This is a genomic window from Bacillus sp. TH30 (genome assembly GCF_016650875.1).
GTDB lineage: Bacteria > Bacillota > Bacilli > Bacillales > Bacillaceae_G > Bacillus_A > Bacillus_A mycoides.
Genome location: NZ_JAEKEY010000002.1, coordinates 5,206,123 through 5,218,994, shown reverse-complemented (window position 1 = coordinate 5,218,994; position 12,872 = coordinate 5,206,123). Strand labels below are relative to the sequence as shown.

The window sequence follows — 12,872 nt, the reverse complement described above, 5'->3', positions numbered from 1 at the left end:
GTAGTTCAAAGTTGTATAATCTAACATATGTTATTTTAACATATGTTAGAGGAGATTTTTCATTGGAGAACTTGAGAAATATATAAGGGGGATTTTTATGTACGTTGACATTTTATTACTAGCAGAATTAACGACTGGACCAAAACATGGATATGAAATAAAGAAAAATGTTCAAAATCGGTTAGGTGAGAATTTCGAATTAAATCATAATACACTGTATCCCGCTCTTCGGCGCTTCGAAAATATGGGCGCTATAACGAAAAAAATACATAAACAAGTCGGAAAGCCAAACCGAAATATGTACGACATAACTGAAACAGGAGAAGAAATTTTTTCTGAAATGTTAAGAGAGTTTCCCGAAAAGATTGCGACAAATAATGCTGAGTTCCTTGTGCGTATCGCGCTATTTGAAAAACTTGATTACGAAGCTAGAAAAGAAATTTTAACAATACGCCAAGACGTACTACATAAACAACTTACTGCTATTCAATCTTTACATGTTAGCTCATCTTTTATTACAGAAGTCATTGAATTTAGTAAATCACGTATTGAACATGAATTGCTCTGGATTACATCACTTATGAAGAAAATATGAAAAAATAAAAAGAAAAGTTAAAAACAATGAATGAAAATGAGATTTATTATCAATACTATAATTAATAAAAGGGCAACCACGATTTGGCTACCCTTCAAAAATTTATACTTCTGGATCAAAAGTTTTGCAATCTGTTTCTTCAGTTGTAGATGCATGTTTACCTTTATGACTTACTACATAAATTGCATCTGCACTACATTTATTGCCGTTAGCCCAAAATTTACAGTTGTTTACTTCACATAAAACGTCTTGTGCCATAGTATCACACCTCCTTGTTCTATTATCATTAACAAAATTCGGAGGTATGATACTCTTTGTCATGCATTTTTTATTACCTTTTTAACTTTCTTAATGGTTCAATATCTCCTTGTACAATAACATCTATATTTTCGGTTATTTTTTCAATGTCAAAATGCCACCATTGAATTTGCAATAATTCTTCTATTATTGTATTTGTGAATCGTTCCTTTATTTTATTTGCAGGGTTTCCGCCAACAATTGTATATGGTGCGACATCTCTAGTAACAACAGATTTAGCTGCAATGATTGCACCATCCCCTATTTTTATTCCGGGCATAATAGTTGTATCCATACCAATCCAAACGTCATTTCCTATAACTGTATCACCTTTGTAAGGTAAATCAGACAAACTAGGTGTATACTTCTCCCACCCATTTCCAAATATATTAAATGGATATGCCGAAAATCCATCCATCCGGTGATTCGCTCCGTTCATAATAAAGGTAACTCCATTTGCAATACAACAAAACTTTCCAATGGTAAGCCTATCTCCAATAAATTCATAATGATATAATACTCGATTTTCAAATGTTTCTCCATCTTTCGCATCATAATAAGAATAGTCACCAACAAATATATTAGATTTCGTTATTGTATTTTTTATAAAATGAACGTTTTGATTTCCTTCAATAGGGTATTTAACATTTGGATTAGGATTCATGTTGCACAGCACTTCCTTTACCATTCATTTCACTTTCTACTGCTATTACTGGCTTTAAATTGTATATAGGTAAAATAAACAATAATCCAATTATAAATAGTAGAGCCGTTCCCTCATACATCGTACCTAATGAAAACATCTCCTTTAAGGAACCAGCTATACTCATCGTTACTACCATTGAACCGGTGAATAGTGGACTTAAAATGCCGTTCACGCGACCAATAAAATCGGTATCGCTATTTTGAATAATGAGCGTATTAATACCAATTTGGATACATGGAAGAGCTAAACCACTAAAAAGTTGTGCCGTAAGTGTCACCCATAAATTTGTGGAGTAGCCTATAATACCAATTCCAATTGCCTGACCGAGCATCCCTACAATTAACATCTTTTGGGGAGCAACGTTTTTCGCAAATACCATCGCTAAAGCCCCGCCAACAATCATTCCCGCACCATTTACTGTTAGTAACCATTGTAAACTCTCTTTTGATAACCCTAACTGCTCAGTCACAATAAAGATGCCTAGTGGCTGAATTAAACCTATACCTAGTCCAGCTGCCATAAAACAAAACCCTAGCAAAGTTAATGCTTTTTTCTTTTTTACATATTTAATACCATCCAGCATTTCCTGTAACAGCGTAATTTCTTTCTTCTCATTATCATTCTCAAGATCTTTCGGAAGAAATAACAACACAGCTGCTGCAAGTAAAAAAGCGATACCTGTTATGATGATTGAAATATAAATTCCAAAACTATGAAAAATAAATGTTCCAAGAATCGGTCCTAACACCATAAAAATCGCAAATATTGTTTGATATATAGACATCGCTAATTGAATTTGTTCCGTTGATAAATGCTGTTTAAACAACTTCATACCAGATGGTTGAGAAAACTGCGAAAGGATTGCAGAAATAAGCGTCACAAAAAACACGATTTTCCACGTTCCAAACATAAGAGTAATTAATACAGCGAATACGGAAATAGAACTTAACGTCTCACACCATATCATTGTCTTCTTTGGCTTCCACCTATCAGCAAAAGTTCCACCAATGAATGAGAAAATAAAAATGGGAGCAAATTCAGCAACCGAAATCATCGAAATGGCAAAAGCATCACCTTTCGTCATTTCCATAACATAAAGTAATATCGCAAAGTTACGAACCCAAATACCAACTTGTAAAAATAATGCTGATGCTAGAATCCCTTGCACAAATCGATTTTTTAATACTTGTGATACCCCATGATTTTGTTTCGTTTCTGCAGTCGTCGACATAAAAAAGCCTCCTATTTCGTGTTCTGAACAGGAGGCAGCACAAATCATATGAAAAGACTATATATTCGCAGTGCGAAACACATCCCTTTTCTATACATGCACATACTAATCCTATTCAGAAGAATATTTCGTTTTTTAACGAAGATCTCTTACAAATAGAATTAGTTGATCATTGGGATGTTTTCACCCTTCCGTTTCGAATTTAAATAACACATACATACTCTATGTTAATCATTTGTCGTGTATGCATGTCTCAATATAACTATTCTAAAAAGACAATGGTAATTCCTCTAAAGAACGCATTAAATAATTACCTTGCCAATTAATTTTTTCACGCTCACCTTTTATTTGTAACGATGGCATCCGTTTAAACAAAGTAGTAATAGCAATCTTTGCTTCCAACCTAGCAAGTGGTGCTCCTAGGCAGAAATGACTACCATGCCCAAAGGCAATATGACGGTTATTTTCTCGTGTAATATCAAATACTTCTGGGTTTTCAAATACTGTTTCATCACGGTTTGCTGAAGCTAATGCGATAATAACCATATCTCCTTTTTGGATTGTTTGTTCGTGAATTTGAAACGGCTCAGCCGCCCATCTTGCAGTCGTCACCTCAACTGGAGAATAATAACGCAATCCTTCCTCAATAGCTGAATCAATTAATTTCGGATTATCTTTTAATAATTGTAATTGCTTCGGATTTTCAAGAAGTGCTAATACCGTATTCGTAATTAAATTCACTGTTGTCTCATGTCCTGCTACGATTAACAGCATTATCATTGAATATAGCTCTGGAGCACTAAGTTTATGCCCTTCATTTTCTGCAAGTATTAGCGCACTAACCAAATCTTCTTTTGGATTTTTTCGTTTTACATCAACTATATATTGAAGATATGTAATGAACTCAGATAGTTGTTTTTCGGTTTCTTTTATTTCTTCAGGTGTTTCTGGCGATGCAATGACAGCATGAGACCAAATTCTAAATTTCGCTTGATCCTCTTTTGGAATTCCAAGCATCTCACTTATTACAATAATCGGTAATGGGAATGAATAATCATCCACAAGATTTAATGTACCTTTTCGCTCTATCTCATTTATTAAATCATCCGCTACTCTCTGAATTCTTCCGTCTAATTGTGAAATCATCTTTGGTGTAAAAGCTTTTTGAACTAAAGATCGTAAACGACTGTGATTAGGTGGATCTGAATTTAACATGTGCGTTGTTAAATGATCACTATTGTCAACAGAAAGATACATGTTCTTTGTATCTTGAGAAAACACATTTGCCATATCTTTTTTTAAACGATTATCTTTTAAAAGTGGCAGAGCATCTTCATATCTTGTAATGAGCCATTCTTTACCGATTTCAACTTCATTTACAAATAATATAGGTTGCATTTTTCGTGACTCTTTATAAATTTCATATGCATCTTCTTTAAACTGAGCAGAAGCTAAATTAATGCCATCTTCTATTTTTCGGCCAACCTTATTTTTAATTGACATTACATTCCCTCACTCTCAATTATTTTTAAAAATCAACCCAATATTTGAATTATACTTCAATAAGAACTCAAAAATTGTAAATTTTCAATTAAAATCTTACTTCTAATATTGAAAAATAAAAAAGTGAGAGAGTAAAATCATTCTACCCTCTCACTTCCCATTATGCAAAGCACATAAAATTACTAATTTGTTGATATCGATAACTTACTTTACGGCGGCGACCAGCTTGCCAAGTGTAGCCGGATACCCCACTTCTTCTTACTTCTGTCGGAAAAAACCATAAGTCTCTTCCGAAAGGTCCAGGACGATGCAAACGTAAATAGCCCCATCTTCCTAGACAGTTACACATCCATGATTTCATATTCCCTGCTTGTGCTGGAGAAGCAAATGTGGATGGTAAAGACGGAGCTTGTGACGGTGGTGGTGACGTTGGAGCATCTTCCGCATCATCTGGTCTATAATCTTCTAGTTCAACCTCTCTAACTTCGATATCAGGTTCATATCCGTATTGTTGTGGATTATAATACATCGTTTGATCATATGGATAATTTTGTTCGTTATACATATTAACAAATCACCTTCTTTTCATTCATTACCTTTAACATTCATATGTGATATGACACCTATCGGAAGCTTATGTATAGCCCAAATTAAACTAAAAAAATAAAGCTCGTATCTTTTTTTCAAAAATACGAGCTTTTTTATAAACGGAATATATTATTATTTTTTCAACTTCACACTATAAAAACGCATTTCCTCTAATAAACCTTCAAATTCAAATACCTCTTGTTTAATTAATACTTTCAAGCGATACTCTAAGAAAGTATCCCCAACTAATTGCTCTACAAGGCCAAGCGCTTCACCAATTACTCTCGGAGCTTTAAGGAAGTCTTTATCAGCACCTACTTTTTTCGCACACTCAATAATGAATTGGTCAAAATATTCTTCTTGTACAGAATGCACTTCATCGTCTTTCCAAACTCTTAAAAACTCCGTGCTTTGCGATAATCTATCCCACTCATGTGCAAACTTCATTCGCTTCTCTTCAGTTAAATACGGAAATTCCACAAAACTTTTTTGGAAAAGAGCTAAACTTTCAGGAGATACTTCTCCAGTTCCACGGATATCATAATCTTGTTTTAATATTTCTCTACTCGCTTCAGAAGTATTCATAACACGAATATTTTTCTTATCTTTTAATTGCGCAATTGCAAAACAAAGCCCTACGTGCTCATGGGCATTATCCGCCTTCCAAACGGTAATCGGTGTTTCATTCGGAATTGAATGTAGCTCTTCTAAAGTCTCCTTAAATCTTGGTAAATACTCTTCTTCAAAATAACAATCATAAGAAGTTAAGTTATTTAATAACCACTGTGCCCTTGCTAATTGACCTTCATTCGTATGTAATTGATGTATGGGACCAATTGAAAAGAATTCAGAGTATGAAACAACACTCTCCTCGTGTAATCCTTCTTGTTTCAACATATATTTTAAACATCCGGCAGTTGAATCATCAAAGGCAATATGAATGTGTGTGCTTTCTTCTAAATTCTTTTCCTGAGTTGTATGACTCGTCAATTGCTTAGGGATACTCGTTAAATTTTTTATCATATCTTCGCTATAATTCCCGTCTAATACATCTAACTGTATTAGAATACTTTGAAGTAAATGTTTTGCTTCATCTTCATACATATCCTCTACAACATTTTTAATTTTATCTATCATATAAATCCCTCTATTCATTTCTAAAATAACGTAGATTATAGTGTATCATTTTAGCCCAGATGTTTAAAAGTCTTTTTGAAATCAAATCGTTTATTACACAGATTGCTGCAGCCATCTAAGTTTTTAACAAAAGCTTTCTCTATATTCCTCTCAATCTATAGATCTATAATATTTTTTTCCTCCTTATTTATCTCCCAAAATCACATTAGTTGCTAAATAATTTTTAAACACTTTGTAAATCTTTTTATTTAAATGTATAATTATATAGAAAATAAAAAATACAGGAGTAATATTAATGGCGAAAGTGCTTACTAATTATAAACATTATTTAAAAAATTGGAGATTTATATTTATTTGTATATTACCTGCTGTCGCTTTATTGTATACATTCGATGTCATCTTTGAACTACTGTGTCACCAAAATTTCTATTTGTCTAATTTAATTATTGCTATCATATTAATCTTAATATTTATTAACGTTAAAGAAAACTATAATTGAAACGAAACCGTTGTGAAGCTACATTTTTCATAAAAAAATTAGAGCACCCTGCTATTGGATGCCCTAATGTGATTAGAGGTTTTTTCTGAGTATTTAGTAGGACACGAAGATCTTGTCCTATTACATACTATATGCTTGTACTTATTACATTGTGCATTAGAAAGCACAATGTCTAGATGCCAAATAGATACATACACATTGGAGTAACTAACACGCTAGAAAAGACCTTTCTATATCCATTCATTCTTAATAGCCTACATTATTACTAATAAAATTTTCTCATACTTTCATTGTACAATTGCTTTATTTATAAACAAAAAACATCCCCATGGATGTTTTTTATCTAATTACCTTTAAACTTCCATAAATTTAGCAGGTACACCAATTTTTTCAACTACAGAAGATATATTAGTAGGATTAATCATTACATTTTCAATACAAACTAATTTATTTTCTAATAATCCATTCTCTGTAGTAATAAACTCTTCAAATCGTTCTAAAGTCATTGAGAATTTGTGCTCACTTCCACCATTCATACTGACTTTTACATACTTCATAGTGTCACCGCCTCTCTTAATTATCTATAATTCGCTAAAAATACGCTTACATCCTTTTATTAAAACGTGGATTTATCACTTTTATCACTTCCCACTACACGTTTGAAATGATTTTGAGAAAAAAGCTACTAAACACCACCTGTTCTTTTCATTAAAATTTCAATAGAATGTTTCTAGAATTATATATCTTTGGAAAAGATTACATAATATTACTGATTAAATATTAGGAGTGTTATTAATGGTTGATATAATCCGACTCTTAATCACCATACTTATCGCAATTTTTTTATTTTCATCAATTATTATGGAGTTTAAAAAACCTCACAAAAGTATGTTTTGGTTCTCAATTGAAGTCTTGTTTCTGCTAGGAATCGTACTTTTAATGAAAGAGTTTTTCATCAAACTTTCTGCATAAGCCCTTAAGTAAAACATAATATCCCATCAATAACGCAGGATAAATTATGATTGCTATTTTTTTCACTGAAGTTAATAATTTAACTTCAGATAGTTAGCTTTTATTTATAACTACTTTATAAGCTTCTGCCAATTACTCTTTTTCGTATATTATCATGAAGACTAGAGCAAGCATGCCTTGTCATATATTAGATAAGGGATGTGATAACATTGGGTAACGATAACAATCAATTTATTTTTCATGTAGTACAAAGTTCGGCAATTAAAAGATTTATAATTGCTGGAACAGGAATTTATTGGACCGTAAATTTCATTTCTTCAAATGCATTACTCGCAATTATTAGTTGTTTTTTGGGGACAAAAAAAATGAAAAAAATGCATCATTCATAGAAGCAATAACTAAATCCCAATTCATTTCTTTCAAATTTGTGCCTTTACTCTTCTTGAAGTGGGAAAGCAATTTTTCACAGTTGGCTAATTCATCCGACTTTCTGGCAGACAATACTTTTGATTGTCTGCTTTTTGTATGAGATTTTTCGTTTGACATATACTACTTTTGAACCTGTATACCAATACAAGCCATTTTGGTGTTTGGGATTTCCCTTCCTGGGATAAGTATTTTTGAACTTATCCCTTTTTGTATAGGCATGTATATTTGGGATAAAACTAATTACAAGCAGATTTTCTGTTTATTCGTAGTTCTTAACCAAAAGACTTTTCTCCTTTAAAGGACAGTAGGTACGACTGCTTGTCCTTTTTTATTAATATTTCACACACCATTTTTTGCCCCCTTCTAAGTATTCTATTACAGCTCCCAAATAGCCAATGTTTATAGTCATACAAAATAAGCAGTTGCTGATACTTTCCTTTTTGAGTTACACAACACAATAAAAATGTGTAATTATAGATTTGAATCCATGTCCCTCCTATCTCAAAAGCTCTCCTAAGTAACTAAAAAAACACCTTAAGTGGGTGTCCTTTTTTCTTTATGTAAGAGAACATACAGATAACATTAATCCTCCAAATGTCACTGTTCCTAGTAACCCTAATACAACTCCTGTTAAACAAACACAATCAGCAAGACAAATTGAAGATTGCGATAATGGAACAAATGACCTACTTGTGCTCGATCCATAATATTTTATTTTTTCATAATTTATATCCAACATGAAATGTAGACATGATACACAACCCTCAATAGTTTGAAGAGATTCATTTTCTAACCGCTCCAATAACTTGTTATTTAAAGCAAATGGTAGAGGGTACTGCTTATCTAATCATCTCTGTTGCCGTATAAATCCCTAGTTTAGTTTGTAATAAAGTATTAAAATAATGCTGGTTATATGTTCACGTTATTATTGCTAATAAGAAGGATAAAGATAAAAATGCACAAAGTGGTACATGTAAAACAGTATCCATTCTAGCAAACTGCGTATCTTTTTTCGTTTAAAGATACCAAAATAATAAAACTCACCAATTACTCTTATGAAAAAAACAACCATACAAACACAGGATCCCATTTGAACAAAAACATTGGGAAGTGCGGAATGAACAATATTTGCTTGTTGTAATAAAATCATTGCTGCCATACTTAATAATAACGCAATGAACAATGTCATTCCTGTACCTGGTGTAAACGCCTTTTCTCCAGCTTTAGTTGGAATGACACTATTTGTCGCCCACTTACCTCCGAAAGCCCAATAAACATGTAAAAAACTAACTAAGAATAATATGCAAACAGAAATATATGTAACAATAAGCATTTTGTCCTCCCATTATTTTATTTAAATCATTACCTTTAAAATATGCTATGAATCCTTCATACGCAATCTATATTTAATTACATAAAAAAACCCTTAATGATTTATCAATTTTACGATAAATCATTAAGGGGTTAGTGAAATTTATTATGCATTATACCTATTTTTTCGACGTTCCATCCTAGTTTGTCCTTGAACAGTACTTTCTTTATATTGATCTATTTGCTCTGCCATTTCATATGTTACAACTGGTTCTTCGTTATTACGCTCATGCATTATTTCTGGCGTTTTACGTTTAGAACCTTTTCCACCAAACTTAAATAATTTCATCTTAAATTTCGGTAATCTTGGAAAGCGGATCTTAAATGATAGCCTTTTACGTTTCTTTTTTGTTTAAATAGATTTGTATTTTCTTTATTAGTGTCTTTCTCTTTACGGTGTAATAACATCGCAAGTAATCCACCTAATATAAGTCCTCCAACTAAAAGGAGAATATATAAATAATGGCTTGTCATTAAATTCATCATACGCTCAAGTATGACTAACGACTGCACTTCTTTTATATCCCATAGTAACGCGGCCCATAATGAGAATAAGCCCAAAGTAAGTCCGTATGTACGAAACCGGAATAAACACGGAATTAACGCAATGCAAGCGGCGATTTTCGCGTTCGCTATTATTGAACTTATTGAAATATCCTGATTCCAAATGACTAACAGTAATGTTATAAATGGTGCATACGCTATCCAGCTACATATACGTGAATATATCTTTTTCGCAAAGTAACTACCGAAACTAGTAAAAAATAAAAGTCCTCCAATATATAAAGATTGTTCAAGAGGGATTTGCTTTAACATTCCTGCAATTGGAAAGAGGCCGCTCAGTAGCATTAATAATACATCTAATTTCTTCACAATTCCCCATTCCTTTCAAATTTTCTTTTCAATTAATAAAAATCGCTTTTCCATATGATGTAGTTTTTGTATTTCTAAAAAACATCTTAATCCTGTATGTAAATAAAGTAAATACGTAAAAGAAAAGATACATGACAAAGGATAGCCTTATTTACATGAAAAATGACAAATCCTGCTCATTATTACTAGCAGGATTTGTACAATATTATTTATATTAATATCAATGTATCTTCTTTTTCTAAAATTATTACATCTTCATCTAATTCGTCATTGAATTCTTTAAACTCCCTTGAATCAATATCGGTAGTATAGTTTTTAATTAATTTAGCCATATGCATTACATACGTATTATGAATATTTTGTTCTGAGAGCAAGGTTGATTTACAGCACATGTAATGTATCATTTTGGCGATTTCTTCTCTCTCTTCAGATTTTACACCAAGCGGGATAACTTCGAGTATGTACTGCTGTACTATCTCATTACAATCTAATTCGTATGCAGCCGTGCTATAGTAAATTCCCATTTGATCTACAAATAATCTCGTTTCATTCATAACATGTTCTTGGTCTCTAACAATATAGTTCGGTACATCTGAGTTAGTATTAATTCTAATTATGTTTATATCCTCTTTTAAATTTGGGATTATTTCAGGTGAAACCCCAATATTAACGCTTTTATTTTGCAATTCCTCTATCCAATATTTCCTCATATTGGCATCTACAATAAAATAAACTTCTTTATTTTGTTTATGTGCATCTTGTGAAATTTCAACTAATGTTTCTGACATAAATTGTTTAAAACTGACTCCTATATCATTCCTTTTTGATGGTTGTGGTAAAAACACTTTATTATTACCTATATTTAATAAAGTATGATCAATTGTGCCCCATTCTTCTTGACCATATAATTTATATAATATTTCTCTCCCATTTATTTTTGAAAAAATAGGTAAGAAATCATATTTAGACATTTTCTCAATTGATAAATTTACAATTATCCCCGGTAATTTTATCTTATTCCAACTACACTTTAAGAATCCCTTTTGTTCTAACAAACTAAGAATGGCATTAATAATTTCTTTTTTAGATACACTTTGTCCGATAAATAAATTAATAAATGCTGAAATACGTTCCGTTTGAGCGAATCCTTCCCGAATAATTTGCTTTGGATTAATTTTTTCGCGACCATCACAATTTTTTATTGCAATTAATGCTAATTTCATTTCATTTTGCTCACCTGCCGTAGCATGTACAGCTTTTACGACATCGTCTACTAGTTTCTTTTTGTTTTTATGGCTATATTGCATTCTATATGGATTTTGTAACAATTTCCTAATGTTATATCTTACTATTTTTAACAACACCGGATTGTCTGCATTTAATACATAGGAGGAATCTCCGTTTTGAGCTAAAACTATTTTGCTATCTAATAACGCTTGTTCTATCTCTATTACTATATCATCTGACCATACTTCTAACGTAATTGATTCTAATCCCTTTGGGGCAAATAAAGGTAATAACTCATTCTCATTATTAGTTAATACATTTTCACATTCTGGAAGTAATGTGAAATATGGGCATATTCGTTGGAATTCATTAAAAAGTTCCTCTTTTTCTCTTACTTTTATACCAAATTTTATTTTTGTTCCTTGAACTTTATATATATTTTCGTTATATGGAAGAAGCACTCTTATCTTTGTTCCTCTAATATACTCTTTCGGACATTGGAGAATGTTCTCTAATTTAACTTCTCCCCCTATTCTATAATCATCTTTTAAATTTCTAAAACGTTTAATCCACTTTATTCCTTTTACAGCTTGTTGTACTTTTAACTTTACAAATCTTTGCTTTTTATTATTTGATTCAAATTCAGGAGTTGAAATCAGTATTTGGCTCCGCTTTCGCCCTAAAAGTATAGGGATATCTTTATGATTATATTGTTGATAAAACCTCCTAATCCCTACAGATACTTTTAATAGAGGAATATTCTCACCTCCACGAGTTACGTATTCAAACCGATATACATAAGAGAAATAATCATGTGTTTCTTCATCTTTAATAGGCTCAGACATCGCTTCAGAAACATGTTGTGATCGCAGTGGTGAAAAATATATTTCTTCCTCATTTTTATTTTCCATACGTAAAGGCTGTTCGCAAAAAATATGAGTAATTAGAGCTGGTACCCATTTAGAAAACGTTTTTTTATCATGTAATGCTGGTAAATTACTAATTAAATCATACTGCCATTCTAAATGTGGTGGATCTATTAATTTATTAGGTTTCCAATCATGAATAACCTCATACCAGCTTTGGAAAATATAGTCTAACTGTTCTTGTTTCATTGGTTCTTTTGCTACAATCCAGGGCGTATCTTCCTTTAATATATATGGATTATGCTGAATGAATAATATATCAGAAAACATTTCATACAATCTTTCATTTACAAGTTTTAATTTGCTCGTTAATAAAAATGTTCTATAATGTATCTCTACAATATCAAGCCATTCAATAGGAAAATAAATATACGATACTTTCTCATTATAGAGGGGTTCTACTATATTTTTAAATGCTAATAACTGTAATTTTTCCATAATATTAATACTTCCTCTCTTAATTTATATTGATCATGAATAATACTAGAAAAGATACCAATTTTTTAAGCATTAACGAA

General features: G+C 31.6%; 11 protein-coding genes and 3 pseudogenes. 3 read left to right on the top strand and 11 right to left on the bottom strand.

Translation table 11 applies throughout. The features are described from left to right. Nucleotides 1–97 precede the first annotated feature (97 nt). Nucleotides 98–595, top strand: coding sequence for a helix-turn-helix transcriptional regulator (locus JFU20_RS28975; protein ID WP_002085227.1), 498 nt, complete (start codon nucleotides 98–100; stop codon nucleotides 593–595). A gap of 102 nt (nucleotides 596–697) precedes the next feature. Here JFU20_RS28975 and JFU20_RS28970 read toward each other — a convergent pair whose 3' ends face one another. The 6 genes from JFU20_RS28970 to JFU20_RS28945 all read right to left on the bottom strand — a co-directional run bounded on the left by JFU20_RS28970 (nucleotide 698) and on the right by JFU20_RS28945 (nucleotide 6,057). Continuing rightward, a complete protein-coding gene (locus tag JFU20_RS28970) occupies nucleotides 698–853 on the bottom strand; it encodes a DUF1540 domain-containing protein (protein ID WP_000046089.1) in 156 nt (51 codons plus the stop codon). Nucleotides 854–926: 73 nt separating this feature from the next. Continuing rightward, the gene (locus JFU20_RS28965; RefSeq protein ID WP_201039204.1) at nucleotides 927–1,556 is read right to left on the bottom strand and encodes a Vat family streptogramin A O-acetyltransferase; all 630 of its coding nucleotides are present in this window, start codon (nucleotides 1,554–1,556) and stop codon (nucleotides 927–929) included. After that, nucleotides 1,546–2,829 carry an MFS transporter gene (locus JFU20_RS28960; RefSeq protein WP_002127654.1) on the bottom strand — a complete coding sequence of 428 codons (1,284 nt, stop codon included), beginning with the start codon at nucleotides 2,827–2,829 and terminating at the stop codon, nucleotides 1,546–1,548. The genes JFU20_RS28965 and JFU20_RS28960 overlap by 11 nt, the downstream gene beginning before the upstream one ends. Before the next feature lie 267 nt (nucleotides 2,830–3,096). Then, the gene (locus JFU20_RS28955) at nucleotides 3,097–4,332 is read right to left on the bottom strand and encodes a cytochrome P450 family protein (RefSeq protein WP_002127655.1); all 1,236 of its coding nucleotides are present in this window, start codon (nucleotides 4,330–4,332) and stop codon (nucleotides 3,097–3,099) included. 160 nt (nucleotides 4,333–4,492) lie between these two features. After that, nucleotides 4,493–4,897 (bottom strand): hypothetical protein, encoded by a 405-nt coding sequence (locus JFU20_RS28950; RefSeq protein ID WP_002127656.1) that lies wholly within the window; start codon nucleotides 4,895–4,897, stop codon nucleotides 4,493–4,495. Nucleotides 4,898–5,052: 155 nt separating this feature from the next. Next, entirely contained in the window at nucleotides 5,053–6,057 is a 1,005-nt protein-coding gene (locus JFU20_RS28945; protein ID WP_201039203.1) for a DUF1835 domain-containing protein, read from the bottom strand. Between the two features lie 295 nt (nucleotides 6,058–6,352). Here JFU20_RS28945 and JFU20_RS28940 point away from each other — a divergent pair, with 295 nt between their 5' ends. After that, a complete protein-coding gene (locus tag JFU20_RS28940) occupies nucleotides 6,353–6,556 on the top strand; it encodes a hypothetical protein (RefSeq protein ID WP_002085221.1) in 204 nt (67 codons plus the stop codon). Between the two features lie 353 nt (nucleotides 6,557–6,909). On the opposite strand, the gene JFU20_RS28935 is transcribed toward JFU20_RS28940, so the two are convergent. Next, nucleotides 6,910–7,113 carry a hypothetical protein gene (locus tag JFU20_RS28935; RefSeq protein ID WP_002085220.1) on the bottom strand — a complete coding sequence of 68 codons (204 nt, stop codon included), beginning with the start codon at nucleotides 7,111–7,113 and terminating at the stop codon, nucleotides 6,910–6,912. A 624-nt stretch (nucleotides 7,114–7,737) separates the two neighbouring features. On the opposite strand from JFU20_RS28935, the gene JFU20_RS30310 reads away from it, so the two are divergent. Then, entirely contained in the window at nucleotides 7,738–7,917 is a 180-nt protein-coding gene (locus tag JFU20_RS30310; protein WP_242488160.1) for a hypothetical protein, read from the top strand. 596 nt (nucleotides 7,918–8,513) lie between these two features. On the opposite strand, the pseudogene JFU20_RS28930 reads toward JFU20_RS30310, so the two are convergent. The 4 genes and pseudogenes from JFU20_RS28930 to JFU20_RS28915 form a co-directional block, all read right to left on the bottom strand. Next, nucleotides 8,514–8,804, bottom strand: a pseudogene (locus JFU20_RS28930) (homoserine dehydrogenase); the annotation flags it as partial. A 70-nt stretch (nucleotides 8,805–8,874) separates the two neighbouring features. Beyond that, nucleotides 8,875–9,290 (bottom strand): annotated as a pseudogene (locus tag JFU20_RS28925) (DUF3995 domain-containing protein). 144 nt (nucleotides 9,291–9,434) lie between these two features. Beyond that, a pseudogene (locus tag JFU20_RS28920) lies at nucleotides 9,435–10,201 on the bottom strand (DUF3959 family protein). A gap of 209 nt (nucleotides 10,202–10,410) precedes the next feature. Further along, on the bottom strand, nucleotides 10,411–12,792 hold the full coding sequence (locus JFU20_RS28915; protein ID WP_088291874.1) for a pPIWI_RE module domain-containing protein: 2,382 nt from the start codon (nucleotides 12,790–12,792) through the stop codon (nucleotides 10,411–10,413). Nucleotides 12,793–12,872 lie beyond the last annotated feature (80 nt).